General features: G+C 37.2%; 13 protein-coding genes and 1 tRNA gene. 12 read left to right on the top strand and 2 right to left on the bottom strand.

Going from position 1 to position 16,000, the window contains the following annotated elements; all coding sequences use genetic code 11:
• The first annotated feature begins 1 nt into the window (after position 1).
• The 4 genes from HCO57_RS02440 to HCO57_RS02425 all read left to right on the top strand — a co-directional run bounded on the left by HCO57_RS02440 (position 2) and on the right by HCO57_RS02425 (position 3,966).
• Positions 2 to 1,906, top strand: a complete 1,905-nt coding sequence (locus HCO57_RS02440) for an ATP-dependent DNA helicase RecQ (protein WP_167987691.1) — start codon at positions 2 to 4, stop codon at positions 1,904 to 1,906.
• Complete coding sequence (gene fmt, locus HCO57_RS02435; RefSeq protein ID WP_167987690.1) at positions 1,884 to 2,840, top strand: methionyl-tRNA formyltransferase; 957 nt, start codon at positions 1,884 to 1,886, stop codon at positions 2,838 to 2,840. The genes HCO57_RS02440 and fmt overlap by 23 nt, the downstream gene beginning before the upstream one ends.
• 177 nt (positions 2,841 to 3,017) lie before the next feature.
• The gene (locus tag HCO57_RS02430) at positions 3,018 to 3,290 is read left to right on the top strand and encodes an HU family DNA-binding protein (RefSeq protein WP_136950087.1); all 273 of its coding nucleotides are present in this window, start codon (positions 3,018 to 3,020) and stop codon (positions 3,288 to 3,290) included.
• A gap of 115 nt (positions 3,291 to 3,405) precedes the next feature.
• A complete protein-coding gene (locus HCO57_RS02425) occupies positions 3,406 to 3,966 on the top strand; it encodes a YqgE/AlgH family protein (RefSeq protein WP_136950088.1) in 561 nt (186 codons plus the stop codon).
• Here the strand turns inward: HCO57_RS02425 and HCO57_RS02420 are convergent.
• Both HCO57_RS02420 and HCO57_RS02415 read right to left on the bottom strand, forming a co-directional pair.
• Positions 3,953 to 4,801: an aminotransferase class IV gene (locus HCO57_RS02420; protein ID WP_167987689.1), complete on the bottom strand. Its 849-nt coding sequence runs from the start codon at positions 4,799 to 4,801 to the stop codon at positions 3,953 to 3,955. The two genes, HCO57_RS02425 and HCO57_RS02420, sit on opposite strands and share 14 nt — an antisense overlap.
• 51 nt (positions 4,802 to 4,852) lie before the next feature.
• Positions 4,853 to 5,236 carry an START-like domain-containing protein gene (locus HCO57_RS02415; protein ID WP_136950090.1) on the bottom strand — a complete coding sequence of 128 codons (384 nt, stop codon included), beginning with the start codon at positions 5,234 to 5,236 and terminating at the stop codon, positions 4,853 to 4,855.
• Between the two features lie 135 nt (positions 5,237 to 5,371).
• Between HCO57_RS02415 and HCO57_RS02410 the strand changes: the two genes are divergently transcribed.
• From HCO57_RS02410 to HCO57_RS02375, 8 genes are all read left to right on the top strand, one after another.
• Positions 5,372 to 5,445 (top strand) — tRNA-Met (locus tag HCO57_RS02410).
• Between the two features lie 78 nt (positions 5,446 to 5,523).
• Positions 5,524 to 7,443 carry a DUF294 nucleotidyltransferase-like domain-containing protein gene (locus HCO57_RS02405; RefSeq protein WP_167987688.1) on the top strand — a complete coding sequence of 640 codons (1,920 nt, stop codon included), beginning with the start codon at positions 5,524 to 5,526 and terminating at the stop codon, positions 7,441 to 7,443.
• Positions 7,444 to 7,449: 6 nt separating this feature from the next.
• Positions 7,450 to 8,100 (top strand): PolC-type DNA polymerase III, encoded by a 651-nt coding sequence (locus tag HCO57_RS02400; protein ID WP_167987687.1) that lies wholly within the window; start codon positions 7,450 to 7,452, stop codon positions 8,098 to 8,100.
• 189 nt (positions 8,101 to 8,289) lie between these two features.
• A complete protein-coding gene (locus HCO57_RS02395) occupies positions 8,290 to 10,623 on the top strand; it encodes a PSD1 and planctomycete cytochrome C domain-containing protein (RefSeq protein ID WP_245167525.1) in 2,334 nt (777 codons plus the stop codon).
• The gene (locus tag HCO57_RS02390; RefSeq protein WP_080318827.1) at positions 10,620 to 12,113 is read left to right on the top strand and encodes a DUF1501 domain-containing protein; all 1,494 of its coding nucleotides are present in this window, start codon (positions 10,620 to 10,622) and stop codon (positions 12,111 to 12,113) included. The genes HCO57_RS02395 and HCO57_RS02390 overlap by 4 nt, the downstream gene beginning before the upstream one ends.
• Positions 12,113 to 13,144, top strand: a complete 1,032-nt coding sequence (locus tag HCO57_RS02385; protein WP_167987686.1) for a 6-bladed beta-propeller — start codon at positions 12,113 to 12,115, stop codon at positions 13,142 to 13,144. Before HCO57_RS02390 ends, HCO57_RS02385 begins: the two co-directional genes overlap by 1 nt.
• Positions 13,144 to 13,956 carry a hypothetical protein gene (locus tag HCO57_RS02380; RefSeq protein ID WP_167987685.1) on the top strand — a complete coding sequence of 271 codons (813 nt, stop codon included), beginning with the start codon at positions 13,144 to 13,146 and terminating at the stop codon, positions 13,954 to 13,956. The genes HCO57_RS02385 and HCO57_RS02380 overlap by 1 nt, the downstream gene beginning before the upstream one ends.
• Positions 13,957 to 13,960: 4 nt before the next feature.
• The gene (locus HCO57_RS02375; protein WP_167987684.1) at positions 13,961 to 16,000 is read left to right on the top strand and encodes a c-type cytochrome domain-containing protein; all 2,040 of its coding nucleotides are present in this window, start codon (positions 13,961 to 13,963) and stop codon (positions 15,998 to 16,000) included.

Below are 16,000 nucleotides of genomic sequence, written 5' to 3'. Positions count from 1 at the left end.
TGTGCAGGAAAATCCCAAAATACTTTTACAACAACACTGGGGACATCAAGATTTTAGAGGTTCTCAAGACAACATTATAACAGCCCTCTTAGCTCAAAAAGATGTAATAGCTTTATTACCAACTGGTGGCGGCAAATCTATTTGTTACCAAATACCTGCTTTGGCGCAAGAAGGTATTTGTATTGTAGTATCCCCTTTGATTGCCTTAATTCAGGACCAGATTAATAACCTTAAAGAGAAAGGTGTAAAGTGTGCTGCTTTGATTGGTGGTATGTCTTTTGAAGAATTAGACCATACTTTAGACAATTGTATATATGGTGGTTACAAATTCTTATACCTATCTCCAGAACGGTTACAACAATCCTTAGTGCAAGAACGTATTGCACAAATGCAGGTTAATTTAATAGCTGTGGACGAGGCACACTGTATATCAGAATGGGGGCAAGATTTTAGACCTGCCTATTTAAAATGCAATGTGTTACGGCAGCTACATCCTATTACGCCAATCATAGCGTTGACCGCAACGGCAACACCTAAAGTTGTAAATGACATAACAAATCATTTAGAATTGAGGAATGTTTCTATTTTTAAAGATTCCTTTGCGCGCAAAAACATTGCTTTTCATGTACTGGAAGCAGAGGACAAATTTTTTCAACTAAAACATTTACTTACCATCACCACCGGGAGTGCAATTGTTTACACGCGTACAAGAAAAAGCACTCTAGAGATTAGTAATTACTTAAAAATGCAAGGTATTGCTTCCGAATTTTTCCATGGAGGACTTTCGCAGAGCGATAAAACAAAGAAATTACAGCATTTTTTACAAAATGATTTTAGGGTAATGGTCGCCACCAACGCTTTTGGCATGGGAGTGGACAAGCCAGATGTACGCTTAGTTATCCATTACCAAATACCTGATAGTTTAGAAAACTATTTTCAAGAAGCAGGAAGAGCAGGCAGAGATGGCAATCCTGCAGCTGCTTATATTTTAACGAGTGAGGATGCCATTTCTAGGACTAAAAATCAATTTTTAACCAATCTGCCAGAAGTCGATTTTTTAAAACTCCTTTTTCGCAAGCTATGTTCCTTTTTACTTATTGCTTATGGCGAAGGCAGTGGGCAAACCTACGGTTTAGACCTAAATGCATTTTGCGAGCAATACCAATTGCGTCCGGGCAAAGTATATGCTGGTTTACAAATGCTAGACCAAAATTCGGTCCTATTGCTTTCTCAAAATTATAAGGTAAAAACAAGTATACAGTTTATCTGCACTAAAGAACGTGTATTTCAATGGTTAGACAACCATCCTTCACTTACCAATGTGGTACAAAGTATACTACGTACTTACGGGGGTATATTTGAATACGAAACCACAATTAATCCACAACTTATAAGTAAAAAATCAGAAGCTGTTTTACCAAAAGTAATGGATACCCTCAAAAAATTAGCACAAGAGCAAATTATAACCTATACAGCAGCTCAAGAAGATTTATCCCTTCAGTTTTTAGTGCCAAGAGAAGATGATTTAACCATTAATACTTTCGCTAAAAAAGTAAAACAACTAAATGCTACCAAAACATACAAACTACAGCAGATGCTAGCCTACCTAGAACAGCAAAAAATATGTAGGCAATTGTATGTTTTAGATTATTTTGGTGAAAAGCAGGTAACCCCATGCGGTACGTGTGATGTTTGCAGGCAGCAAAATAAAACCGTTATTAGTCTCAAAAGACAAATTTATTCCATCCTTAAAAAACAAGCTTTAAGCTCACGGGAGCTTGTTGGGGAGCTTAACGCAACCCAATCCGAAATTCTACTAGAGCTACAACAACTATTGGAAGATGGATATGTAACTTTACAGCCAGATAATAGATATGGCGTTTATGAGCAAAAAAAGAAATCTTAGAATAGTATTTATGGGTACTCCAGACTTTGCTGTAGCGGGTTTGGATATTTTAGTTAAAAATCAGTACAATGTAGTTGGTGTTATCACTGCTCCAGACAAGCCAGCAGGTCGTGGTAGAAAAATAAGTATGAGTGCTGTTAAAACATATGCCTTAGAAAACAATATTAAGGTATTACAACCCACCAATCTAAAATCAGAAACATTTTTAAAGGAACTTCAGCAATTAAAAGTCAACTTGCAAGTAGTCGTTGCCTTTAGAATGCTTCCAAAACAAGTATGGCAACTTCCTGAATACGGAACTTTTAATTTGCACGCCTCTATTTTACCACAATATCGTGGTGCAGCTCCTATTAACTGGGCTGTAATTAATGGAGAAAAAGAATCTGGTGTTACGACCTTCTTTATAGACGAGAAAATAGATACTGGTGCAATAATTGCTGCAAAAAAAACGACTATTGGAGACACTGAAACTGCAGGAGAACTACATGATCGACTTATGCATTTAGGAGCAGACCTTATTTTAAATACCGTCCAAGCTATTGAGAACAATGCAGTTAATACCACATTACAAGAAGAAAACAAAACCCTGAAAGCTGCACCTAAAATTTTTAGAGAAACCTGCCAAATTAATTGGAATGCACCAATTAACACTATTTATAATTTAATACGTGGTTTAAGTCCTTACCCTGCTTCTTGGTCTTACTTAAAAAATGGAGACGAACAAATAACTGTAAAAATCTACAAGGCCGATAAAATTTTGGAAACACATCATTTAGAAAATGGCAGTGTTATTAGCACAAAAAAAGGAATACAAATTGCGGTAGAAGGTGGCTACATTTTACCTACAGAAATACAATTACCAGGGAAACGGAAAATGGCAATTAAAGACATATTAAATGGGTTCACATTCCATGCGGATGCCCAATTCTTGTAAACCCCCGTGTTTACTAGGATGCCTAAGGATTGCATTTCGTCGATACCGTTATTAACAAACGGCCTAAGTTATCAACAAAAACGCCTATTTCCCTTGATTTTACTTGCGTCGGTGGCAAATCCGTATAAATTTGTTCAGCATTAAAATAATTTTAACAACAATTAATTTAATTCAATTATGAACAAAACAGAATTAATCGATGCAATGGCAGCTGATGCAGGCATCACTAAGGCAGCAGCCAAAAAAGCATTGGAGTCTTTCTTGGGCAATGTTGAAGGATCTTTGAAAAAAGGAAACCGTATTTCTTTAGTAGGTTTTGGTTCTTGGTCTGTTTCTAGAAGAGAAGCTAGAGAAGGTAGAAACCCACAAACTGGAAAAACTATCAAAATTGCAGCTAAAAACGTTGTGAAGTTTAAAGCAGGCTCTGAGTTAAGCGACGCTGTAAACTAAAAAAATATTATTTCTTATCATGAGCACCTTATCTTAGATATGGTGCTTTTTTTTTGTACCCCCTTTGTATTTTAATACATAAAAGCTTACATTTATTTGACTGACACCTCAAAAAATGACATACACGGAGCCACATAAAGGTCGACTTTTGATAGCGGAACCCTCCCTAACTGGTGATGTATCCTTTAACAGAAGTGTCGTCCTAATAGCAGAACACAACGAGCAAGGCTCGGTGGGTTTTATTTTAAATAAACCCTTAGATTATGACATCTCTGAACTTGTTCCAGAGATTTCTCAAAGCTTTAAGGTCTATAATGGAGGGCCTGTAGAGCAAGATAATTTATACTTTATACACCGAGTACCACAGTTTATAGAAAATAGCATAGAGATTGCCGATGGCATTTACTGGGGTGGTGATTTTGAAAATACCATAACCTTAATAAATGATGGCACAATAACCGCTAAGGATATTCGGTTTTTCTTAGGCTATTCTGGTTGGGATTCTTTGCAGTTAAAACAAGAGCTAAGTTCTAAATCTTGGGTAGTTACCAGTAACGTTTACCGTAGTGACATTATCAACAAAGCAGCACTTACCTTCTGGAAGGAGAAAATGATGGAACTTGGAGGAGACTACTTAATTTGGTCTAACGCTCCAGAAAATCCTATTTTAAACTAGCCATACGCACATGCGCATTAAGTTTACCTTGTAAAGCAGACGCTATTTTATTTGTGAATATTTTTTTACGGTATTTTGTAATAGCCTGTACACCAGATACTTCTGTGAGTAAAAACAATTCGTCCGCCTTTTGCAGTTCAAACGGTGAAATGGAAGCTTCTTCCAATTCAAATTCTGGTAAAGCACCTATCATCTCTATTAATTTCTTACGGATAACCGTGTTGAAGCATCCATCTGCTAGTGGAGCTGTTTTAATATGGGTACCCTTTACAACAAATAAGTTTCCTTCGGTTCCAGAAATCACTTGTTTATTCTGATTAACCAACAAACAATCATCATAGCCATTTTCTTCTGCAAAAACACTAGCAACTACGGGTAATAGTTGATTTGTTGTTTTAATGGTTGACAGTAAATCTGCATTTACATAATGATCCTTAAACAACTCCACTTCAAAATCACATTCTGATAAGGTGTAAAAGGCGTCGGTCAATACTTTTGCTGTAATGGTATAATCCACCCTATTAGTAGTTGCTTTAAGCGCATTATCACCTTTTCTCGCAACAGATATTCGTATCAAATACGTAGAAGTTTCCTTATCATCAAGAGTTTTTAGTATTTCTTCTTCAAGAAATTCCATGGTAAAACTCATCGGTATTTGCATGCGTAGCATACGCATGTTGGCCATTAACCTAAAATAATGTTCTTCCCAGAAACTTAATTTACCATTGACCAATCGCACTTCTTCAAACAACGCATCGCCATATAAAAAAGCTCTATGATTAGCGGTAAATAATGTTTCATCAGCTGGGACAATAGTTCCGTTAAAATTGACCATAAAAAAACCCGAATTTTAATTCGGGTGCAAAGATACGGTCAATTTTTATTCTTACTTAGACCCCAATACGTGTTTAAGGTCGCTAATTTGGTTCTGCCAAAGTAATTTTGCTTCTTCCACTTCATCGTCCTCTGCATAATCAGAAATAAATAACGAAACATCCTTGGTTATCTCATCCACTATAATTCGCATTTCAAAAAAGGTGTCATCATCATTCTCTTCCCAAGCAAAACGCACAAACTCGTCCGTTTTCTTTTTTAGCAATTTGGCTTCTTCTTCTGCTCCATCCCAAATAAAGGTAAATAGCTCTCCTCTAGAGTTTACGTTATCCGCAAACCACTCAGAAAGTCCAGAAGGTGTGGCTATATAATTGTATAATAATTGTGGTGACGATTGTATTACAAACTCTAACTCAAATTTCGTTTTATCACTCATGCGTATAGTGGTTTATTGTCTTCTTTACTTTATAGTTGGGGAATATATAAAAATATATTTCAAAAAATAAAATAAAAATGAATTTTGATGTTACTAAAATTTACCAGTATATTTGCACCCGTTTTAAAAACAGACGGCGAGGTAGCTCAGCTGGTTAGAGCGTCGGATTCATAACCCGGAGGCCGAGGGTTCAAGTCCCTCTCTCGCTACAAGCACAAAAGACCATTCTATAACTAGGATGGTCTTTTTTTATGCCCAGAAATAAAATTAAAGCATAATTTTAAGCTATGCAGAACACTATTTCTTTTAGGGTAGCCGATTTTTTAAAGCGATTTCCTCCTTTCTCTTATTTAAATAAATCCCAGTTAGAGGAGCTTGCTACAGAAGTATTCATAATTTATAAGGAGAAAGATGAAATTTTGTTTCATTTTGACGAAGCACCTCATGAGTATTTCTACACCGTACACAAAGGTGCTGTTGCGCTCTGGAATACTACAGATGCTGTAATTGTAGATATTTGTGATGAAGGCGATATTTTTGGACTACGCCCATTAATGGCACAAGAAAACTACCGTTTACAAGCTAAAACCGAAGAAGAATCTATTATCTATGCTATTCCCATAAAACAGTTTAAACCGTTTACAAGGGAAAACGAGCAGTTGGCAAATTTTTTAGTCGAAAGTTTTGCCTCTAATACCAGGAACCCCTACTCTTCTACACACAAAGGGCAGCTCATTGGAGAAACAATTCATTTTAATCCTACCAACAACAAAGCAGGTTTAAATGATGTACAGCACATAAATTATTCTAAAAACATCATCAGTTGTGGCCCAGGCACCAAATTAAAAACGGTAGCTAAAAAAATGACCAAAAATAAGGTGGGCGCCATGATAGTTGTAAAAAATAAATTGCCAATAGGACTAATTACTGATAAAGATTTTAGGTTTAAAATAGCCACTGGTACGTTTGATATTTTAGACCGAGCAGCTAACATCATGAGTACGCCTATAATCACCTATCCCAAACAACTTACGGTTACCCAAGCGCAAATGGCAATGATGAAGAACGATATCAGTCATTTGGTATTAACAGAAGATGGAACTCCCAATACACCCGCCATTGGCATGCTTTCTAAGTATGATGTAATGCTTTCTCAAGGACAAAACCCAACCACTTTAATCCGTGCAATTAAAAGAGCGGAATCTGCTGCGGAAATTAAGCCCTTAAGAAATTATGTAATGAATTTACTAAGAGGTTATCTAAAACAAAATATTCCCATGGCATTGACTGCAAAAATTATAGCCGAATTAAATGATGCCTGTATTAAACAAGTAGTAAAACTTGCTTTAGAAGCACAACAAGTGGAGCCTCCTGTCCCTTTTGCTTGGTTAGCTATGGGGAGTCAAGGGCGTAGTGAACAACTTTTGCATACAGACCAAGATAATGCGTTGGTCTTCCAAAACGTTCCTAAAGAACAATTTATAGCTATCCAACGTTATTTTCTTGGTTTAGCAAAAGAAATTACTAAAGCCATGCATACTATAGGCTATGCTTACTGTCCTGCAGATATGATGGCTTCTAATCCTAAATGGTGCACCAGTTTAAATGAGTTTAAAAAACTAAGTACCCAATGGATTACCAATCCAGGACCAAATGAAATGCTCCTCTCTATAATATTCTTTGATTACAATAAAGTTTATGGCGATGTAGCCATAGTACAAGAGCTATCAGAACATATTTTAAAAACTATAGAAAACTATCCGGTATTTTTAACACATTTGGCAGGCAGTGCTATGGCTAATCCATCACCTAGAGGATTCTTTAGAAATTTTTTAGTAGAACAAGATGGGGAGCACAAAAACCAATTTGATATTAAAAAACGGGCCTTAATGCCCTTAATAGATGCGGCTAGAGTATTAATATTATCGCATAACATTACAGGAATTAGTAATACATGGGAACGCTATGAAAAATTAGCAGAATTAGAACCAAACAATAAAGAGTTGTATTTAGCATGTAGCTACGCTTTTAAGGCACTATTAAAGTTTAGAACCAAACAAGGTCTACAAAATAATGATTCTGGTCGTTATATTCATTTAGAAGCGCTATCCAAAGAAGAGAAGGTCAAATTAAAGCGTACTTTCAAAACTATAAAAGAGATTCAAGAATTGCTAAATGTCCGTTTCATGGTTAATACGATAAGATAAACAGGAATGGATACAGAAGCAAAAAAACAACTTTGGGACACTTACAAAGCTTCGTTACAGCATCTCCCTGAGTCTATAAAGGACATCTGTTTTGTAGTTTTAGACACCGAAACTACAGGCTTTAACTATGAGAAAGACCGTATTTTGAGTATTGGAGCCCTAAAATTGAAAAACGGTATTATCCGGGTACAAGATTCTTTTGAAGTATTTTTAAAACAAGACACCTTTGATGCCAGTACAGTCAAAATTCACGGCATTATTAAAAAAGGAAAGATAACACGCATTTCAGAAGCAGCAGCAGTATTTAAATTAATTGAATATTTACAAGGCAGTGTAATAGTGGCTCACCACACACTTTTTGATGTTTCTATGCTTAATGCAGCGCTTTTTAGGCAAGGATTTCCAGAGTTATTAAATTCCACCTTAGATACCGCCCACCTCTTCAAAAAAACCCTTTCTTCTAAAGCCATCAACAAAAAAAACTATACACTAGACTACCTGGCAGATAGTTATGGTATAAGTAAAGTAGACCGCCACACTGCCTTAGGTGATGCTTACATAACAGCTATCGCTTTCTTAGCCATGTTAAATAAATTAAAGCCCAAAAAACTCAAGGACCTACAAAAACGAAAAGGTCTGTTTGGATTTGAATTCTAATAATTTTCATCCCTTTTTAAATAAAAATTACACCAATTTAAGAAGGTTATTGACGATTTCTTAAAATTTTAAGCTACATTATATTTTTAGTCGTTTGGCATTTACCAATAGCTATCTGTCGAAAAAAGTAATTCTAATTTGGTTTAGATTGTATTTTTTCACCACTAAACTGAAACTGAAAATTAAAACATGAATAGATTTACGCGCTTTTTCTATTTAACTTCATTGATATGCCTAAATTTTAGTTGCCAAAATCAACCCAAAGATGAAGTGATTGTTCTAGCGGATACCATGGCAATGAGCCTACCAGATAAAGTAGATTTTTCACTTCATATTAAACCCATATTATCAGACCGTTGTTTCAAATGTCATGGACCAGACAAAAATGCGGTAGAAGGGAACTTATCCCTACATACTGCAGAAGAAGCTTATAAAGCATTGGGCGAGGCTCAAGACCATTTTGCCGTTGTTCCAGGTGATCCTGAAAAAAGTTCTTTGGTAGCACGTATTTATACGGATGACCTTGGCTTACTTATGCCGCCTCCTGAGTCCAATTTGACCCTAACGGATGTAGAAAAAGAGCTATTGCGTAAATGGATAGCACAAGGTGCGGAGTATAAAAAGCATTGGGCTTTTATACCTCCTGTACAACCTCAAATACCAACCTTTGAAAAAACTGATTGGATACAAAATGAAATTGACGACTTCGTATTTCAAAAATTAGAGGAAAATCAGTTTAAACCTTCAGAAAAAGCGCCAAGGGAAATATTGGTTAGACGGCTGTATTTAGACCTTACCGGTTTGCCTCCAACTTTAAACGCGTTAGATTCCCTAGTTAGTTTAAAAGAGGATATCAATTGGGAAAAATTGATTGATCAATTATTGAATTCTACAGATTATGCGGAACACATGGCCGCAGATTGGATGGAAGTGGCCCGCTATGCGGACACCCACGGTTATCAAGATGATTTTGAAAGGACCATGTGGCCTTGGCGCGATTGGGTAATACATGCTTTTGATGAAAATATGCCGTATGATCAATTTGTTACTATGCAATTGGCAGGTGATTTGTTGCCTAACGCAAACAAAGAATCCATTTTAGCCACAGGTTTTAATAGAAACCACAAAATTACTGCGGAAGGCGGTGTAATCCCTGAAGAATACAGAATTGAATATGTAGAAGACCGCACCAATACGTTTGGTACCGCATTTTTAGGAATGACCATGGAATGTGCACGTTGCCATGACCACAAGTACGATCCTATAAGTCAAAAAGAGCATTTTCAGCTTTTTAGTTTTTTCAACGGTATAGATGAAGATGGTTTAATGGCCAATGGCTCGGTAATACCCAAACCCTATATTAAAATCACCCAAGAAGAAGCGGATAAGGTGTTGGAATTTATTAACCTTTCCAAATCTGAAGAATCTTATGTAACCTCTTTGGTTATGGACAATAAGGCTAAGGAACGCCCAACGTACGTATTAAATCGTGGCGTTTATGACCAGCCGGGAGAGCAAGTTTTTCCAGAGACACCTACCGCCATTTTACCCTATCCAGAAACTTATCCAAAAAATAGGCTTGGGTTGGCCAAGTGGCTATTCCACAAAGACAATCCGCTAACGGCACGTATTATGGTTAATCGCCTTTGGCAAAAAATGTTTGGTAAAGGTATTGTTGCTTCTTCTTATGACTTTGGCAATCAAGGTTCCTTACCTACGCACCCAGAATTGTTAGATTACCTAGCCTTAAAATTTCAAGAAGAAAACTGGGACATCAAAAAAATGCTAAAATTTATGGCGCTTTCGGCAACCTATCAGCAATCGTCCAAAATTACCCCAGAGGCCTTAGAAAAAGACCCGGAAAATGATTGGTTGGCTCGCGCTCCCCGTATTCGATTATCAGCAAGTGCCATTCGCGACCAAGCGTTACAACTAGGCGGATTACTGCATAAAGAAATAGGCGGCCCTAGTGTAAAACCTTATCAACCAGACGGCTTATGGGAAGAAACCACCGGAGGTGGTGGTGGTAGTACGGCAACTTATGTGGTGGGCTCTGGAACCGATTTGTACCGCAAAAGTTTATACACCTTTTGGAAACGTACCGTTCCGCCACCAAGTATGATAACTTTTGATGCTTCCTCAAGAGACTTATGCTCCGTAAAGCGAGAAGACACCAATACGCCTTTACAAGCACTGGTACTGCTTAACGACCCACAGATAATAGAAGCCGCAAGGGCCATGGCGGCTCCATATGCTGAAAAAAATGGAAATATAGATGCAGCTATAAAAGTATTATTTAGAAACGCTACAGGCCGTATGCCTACTGCTGATGAATTAACCAGGCTAACCAGATTTCAAGAAGATATGAAGACCAAAGTTGCAGAAGGTGCTATTGTACCTACAGAATATTTGGCTATTGGCAACTATACCAATGAAAAAATAACGGACCAAGAAGCATGGACCTGCCTGGCCTTGACAGCCCATGCCATACTAAACCTGGACGAAACAATAACAAGAGGATGAGCGAAAAGAAAATTATACAAGAACGTTTGCTGCAAGAAAACAGAAGAGCTTTCTTAAAAAAATCTGCTTTAGGTATTGGTGGTTTAGCTTTAAGTTCCCTTGCCGGTTGTAGTTTTTTTAGTAAAAATGAAAATGGCATTTTAACGCAAACCAACGGGACTATTGGCACCAAAGGAATATTAGAAAATTTACACCATAATGCCAAAGTAAAACGAGTAATCTATTTGTTCCAAAGTGGTGGCCCATCTCAATTAGAGCTTTTTGATTATAAGCCTTTACTTAACAAACGTCGAGGAGAAGACCTACCAGAATCCATCAGAAACGGCCAACGATTAACGGGGATGACTTCCGGTCAGGATAAATTTCCTTTAGTGGGTTCCTTATTTAATTTTAATCAACATGGAACTAATGGTACCTGGATGAGCGATTTGCTTCCTTATACTTCTAAGATTGTAGACGACCTGTGTATTATCAAATCCATGTATACAGAAGCTATTAACCATGACCCTGCAGTAACCTTTTTTCAAACGGGTTCCCAACAACCGGGCAGACCTTGTATTGGTTCATGGATGAGTTACGGGTTGGGTTCCGAAAATGATAATTTACCTGCATTTACCGTGCTGCTTTCTCGTGGTACGGGAAGGCCAAATGGCCAACCATTGTACACTAGATTATGGGGTAATGGTTTTTTACATTCCCAGCACCAAGGAGTACAATTTAGAGCCGCTAAAGACCCGGTATTATACTTGAACGACCCTGAGGGAATGACCAAAATGGGGAAACGGGCCATGCTAGATATGTTGGCAGAACTTAATGAGCACCATTATAACGACTACGGAGACCCAGAGACCCAAGGTAGAATTAGCCAGTATGAAATGGCCTACCGCATGCAAACTTCCGTGCCAGAGGTAATGGACACCTCCAACGAACCAGATTATGTGTACAAAATGTATGGCGCAGATGCTAAAATTCCTGGTACTTACGCCGCAAATTGTCTGTTGGCCAGAAAATTGGCAGAGCAAGACGTTCGTTTTATTCAATTGTACCACATGGGCTGGGACCAGCACGATAATTTACCGGGAGCCATAGAAAAACAAGCCAAAGATGTAGACCAAGCTTCCGCAGCTTTGGTAGAAGATTTAAAACAACGTGGTTTATTAGAAGATACCTTGGTAATCTGGGGAGGAGAATTTGGCCGAACCAACTATTCTCAAGGTATTCTTACCGATACCAATTACGGTAGAGACCACCATCCAAGATGTTTTACCATGTGGCTGGCCGGCGGTGGTGTAAAACCGGGCTTGGTATATGGAGAAACCGATGATTTTGGCTACAACATAACCCAAAACCCTGTACATGTACATGACTTCCAAGCTACATTGCTACATCTAATGGGTATAGACCATGAAAAGCTTACCTATAAATATCAAGGTAGGCGTTTTAGATTAACCGATGTGGAAGGCCATATTGTAAAAGATATTTTAGCCTAATGCAGCGTAGAAGTTTTTTAAAGAATTCAGGTATTGCAACTGCTGGTTTAATAACATTACCCCTGTTTACTCAAGCAAGAACCAATGAAAATGGTATTGTTGGCCACGGCGATTTTAAGTACAAAGTAGATGTAAACTGGGGAGCACTCAATAGTCAATATTACCCTGTTAATGATTGCCATGAAATGGTAATAGACAAAAAAGGGCGTTTGTATTTGTTAACGAATAACACCAAAAATAATGTCTTGGTTTACAATAAGGATGGAGACTTATTAAACGCTTGGGGAACGCAATATCCTGGTGCCCATGGTTTAACCCTACACAATGAAAATGGTACGGAATATTTGTATATAAGCGATAACAACAGGCACGAGGTTATTAAAACAACCTTAGACGGAAAGGTAATTCAAGTCTATTCTTGTCCATTAGAAAGTGAAAAATACGAAAGTAAATCAAGCTTTATTCCTACGGAAACGGCTATTGCTTCAAATGGGGATGTTTACATTGCAGATGGTTATGGAGCACAATACATAACGCATTACAATGCTAAGGGCGAACTTCTAAACATTTTTGGAGGCAAAGGCTCCCAAATGCATCATTTTGATAATGCCCATGGTATATGCATAGATGCTAGAAATGGCAAACCTCCTACCCTGCTCATCACAGCCAGACAACAGAACAAACTAAAACGTTTTTCAATGGCAGGTGAGCTTATTAGCACCATAGACTTGCCTGGGGCTTATATCTGTAGGCCAGTAATACATAATGAAAACGTTTATTTAGCTTCCATCTGGTCTCATGATGGCTCCCAGGATACCGGTTTTATTTGTGTTTTGGACAAAAACGACCAATTGGTTTCAGCCCCAGGAGGATGTGTACCTAAGTATACTGAGGGTAAATTAGGAAACATGTACCAAACCTTATCCATTTTTAAGCATCCACATGATGTTTGTGTTGATGAGGACGAAAATTTGTACGTTCCTCAATGGAATAGCGGAAAAACCTACCCTATAAAATTAACCCGTGTGTAATGAAGTACGTTTTAAGATGGAATTATTTTAAAGGCATACTTATTATTGTATTAGTAGGTTATACTTCCAGAGCTTTTGGACAGGAAGATAATCAACAATCTACTTTTGCGTTGGCAGCACCAGTAGTTTATGTAGATTCCCTTCTATTCACAAAACAAGCCTTGTTAAGCTTTACAGAAGGAGAAAAAGGGAGTGTTTTACATTATCAATTAGCAGATGATAAACCAAGAACCGCAAATCATAAAAAGCCTATTGAAATTAAAACAACAAGCACTTTAAAGGTATGGAGCACCCATCCATATTATCAAACTAGTGATACCACAACCCTAAAGTTAACTAAGGCGAATAGTTTACTTTCTGATGCAAAAATTATCATAGAACCAGAACCTAAAGCTGCTTATAGGGGTAACAAAGAAGCCAGCCTCAAAGATTTGATTAAAGGCACAACCAATTTTAGAACGGGTAACGATTGGTTGGGTTTCCAGACTACTGAGGTAAACTTAATTGTTAGTTTAAAGGAACCTGCCACCTTATCTTTAGTAAGTTTGGGAGTTTTAAAAGATTATGGTTCTTGGGTTTTTCTACCAAAACAAATAACTGTAGAAAGTAATAAGAAAATTATTGGACAAGTAAACATCCAAATACCAAAAGAGGGAGAAAAAACAGCATCTACCTTTTTACAAGTTCCTATTAAAAAAGGCACTTACAAGGAGCTACAAATCCAAATAAATACATTACCAAGCATACCCCAATGGCACATGGGCCAAGGCACAATTCCATGGCTGTTTATAGACGAACTACTGATTAATTGACCAAATGAATTTAGCAAACTTGCACCCCTTATTGGTACACTTGCCCATAGGCATTTTTATACTGGCGTTTTTACTAGAATTATGGCAGTGGATACGTAAAAAAGACCAAAAAGAAACCATATTATTTATACTAGCCATTACCATATTCTTCTCATTATTATCAATCGCTACCGGTTGGTTTTTAGGAGATAATGGTGGTTATGATGTAGACATGCTCAACAATCACAAATGGATGGGTATAACCTTTACCCTATGCGCTATAACCTTGTTTGTATTACGCTATTGTTCCAAAGCTATTTATAGAAAAATTTATAATCTATTACTCGTCATAGGTATAGTATTGCTTTCCTTAACAGGGCATTTTGGTGGTAACATGACGCATGGTGAAGATTTTTTATTTACAGACCATAGTCCAAAGTCAATAGCTATTGCGGATATAGAAAAGGCTCAGGTATACGCAGAATTGGTGCAACCTGTACTAGAAGCAAAGTGCGTAAGCTGCCATAATACATCCAAAGCTAAGGGTGGATTGTTATTAACTTCTAAAACAGAAATTTTAGCAGGCGGAGAAAGTGGTTTTTTATTCGATACCATTTCTGGTCATAATACCAATTTATTTATGCATCGGCTACACTTGCCTATGGAAGATGATGAACACATGCCTCCAAAAGGAAAACAACAACTAAGTGCAGAAGAGATTACGCTCTTAGATTGGTGGATTAAAAACGAGAACTGTTTTGATTGTGCTGTTGAAGATTTAGATAAAGATAAGCATTTAGAACCATACTTGGTAAGTTTAGAAGAAGACCAGAGCGATTTGTCTCAATTGGCGAAAAATGCAAACTTTATTCCAAGAGAAGATTTGGAAAGAATTACAAAAATGGGAATTTCTTTACAGCAGTTATCCGAAGAAAACCCGTTACTCATAGCCAATTTTAACCGCCAAAAAAATATAACAACTAGCCATTTTGATGCTTTAGAAAATATAGCATCTAATGTGGTAGAAATCAATCTTAGTTACACCAATTTCAATGACGATTTAATAACAGCGCTTAAGCCATACAACAACCTTATAAAACTGCAGCTTAATAGTACTGCGGTAACCGACAAGGGCATAGAAAAGCTAAAAAACAAACCGTATCTAACCTCTTTAAACCTTTTTGGCACTCCTATTAAAAAGCTCAATTCTGAACAGTTGGGGCAGCACAAAAAATTAACCCATGTTTATATTACGCCGCAATCTTTAACGCAAGAAAGCATTACATCCTTAAGTAACGCAAATATTATTTTACAAGGATTGGATATCAATGAAAAATTTAAAGCGAGTAAAATAACATCGCCTGTAATTGTAGCCAATCAAGAAGTTTTTAAAGATTCGCTACGTATAACTATAGAAACTTCTTTTGAGGAAGCAACTACCTTTTTTGGAGTGATAAATAAAGCTAGCGACACGCTATTTAAGGTCTATACCCATCCATTTTACATTTCTAAAACCCAGACAGTTTTGGCTTTTAGTGAAAAAGAAGGTTGGGGCAAAAGTGAATATACCAAGCGCGACTTTATAAAAAGTGGCATCCCTATTAAAGAAGGAAAATTGCATGCCAAACCACACGAAAAATATGCAGCACAGCATGAAGTAACCTTATTTGATGGTAAACGAGGAAGCACCAATTTTGTAGATGGTAAATGGTTAGGATACGAAGAACAAAACTTGAAGGGTACGTTTCTATTTGATGAAAACAAAGAAATAAGTAGTATAAGTGTTAGTCATTTATCCGCACCCACTAGTTGGATTTTTTCGCCTATAGGCTATAAAGTGATAGGAATTACCGAAAATGGGGCTAAAAAGACCTTAAAAACCATTGATTTAGGTAAAAACGAGCCTAATGTTGATGTACAACGCAACCTCATCACCTTAGAATTTGATACGATAAAAGTTAAAGGAATTCAATTGGAAATTGTAAACCAAGGTAAAAACCCAGAATGGCACACAGACCCTGGAGGTAATAGCTTTATTTTTATTGATGAAGTGGTTTTAAACTGA

It is taken from the genome of Croceivirga sp. JEA036, assembly GCF_011882165.1.
Classification (GTDB): domain Bacteria; phylum Bacteroidota; class Bacteroidia; order Flavobacteriales; family Flavobacteriaceae; genus Croceivirga.
This window is presented reverse-complemented; position numbering and strand designations above follow the sequence as displayed.

What these genes read in the sequence shown, in the direction of transcription:
- fmt (WP_167987690.1), top strand. Translation starts at nt 1,884, where the DNA reads ATGAGCAAAAAAAGAAATCTTAGAATAGTATTTATGGGTACTCCAGAC.
- HCO57_RS02430 (WP_136950087.1), top strand. Translation starts at nt 3,018, where the DNA reads ATGAACAAAACAGAATTAATCGATGCAATGGCAGCTGATGCAGGCATC.
- HCO57_RS02425 (WP_136950088.1), top strand. Translation starts at nt 3,406, where the DNA reads ATGACATACACGGAGCCACATAAAGGTCGACTTTTGATAGCGGAACCC.
- HCO57_RS02420 (WP_167987689.1), bottom strand. Translation starts at nt 4,801, where the DNA reads ATGGTCAATTTTAACGGAACTATTGTCCCAGCTGATGAAACATTATTT.
- HCO57_RS02415 (WP_136950090.1), bottom strand. Translation starts at nt 5,236, where the DNA reads ATGAGTGATAAAACGAAATTTGAGTTAGAGTTTGTAATACAATCGTCA.
- HCO57_RS02405 (WP_167987688.1), top strand. Translation starts at nt 5,524, where the DNA reads ATGCAGAACACTATTTCTTTTAGGGTAGCCGATTTTTTAAAGCGATTT.
- HCO57_RS02400 (WP_167987687.1), top strand. Translation starts at nt 7,450, where the DNA reads ATGGATACAGAAGCAAAAAAACAACTTTGGGACACTTACAAAGCTTCG.
- HCO57_RS02395 (WP_245167525.1), top strand. Translation starts at nt 8,290, where the DNA reads ATGAATAGATTTACGCGCTTTTTCTATTTAACTTCATTGATATGCCTA.
- HCO57_RS02390 (WP_080318827.1), top strand. Translation starts at nt 10,620, where the DNA reads ATGAGCGAAAAGAAAATTATACAAGAACGTTTGCTGCAAGAAAACAGA.
- HCO57_RS02385 (WP_167987686.1), top strand. Translation starts at nt 12,113, where the DNA reads ATGCAGCGTAGAAGTTTTTTAAAGAATTCAGGTATTGCAACTGCTGGT.
- HCO57_RS02380 (WP_167987685.1), top strand. Translation starts at nt 13,144, where the DNA reads ATGAAGTACGTTTTAAGATGGAATTATTTTAAAGGCATACTTATTATT.
- HCO57_RS02375 (WP_167987684.1), top strand. Translation starts at nt 13,961, where the DNA reads ATGAATTTAGCAAACTTGCACCCCTTATTGGTACACTTGCCCATAGGC.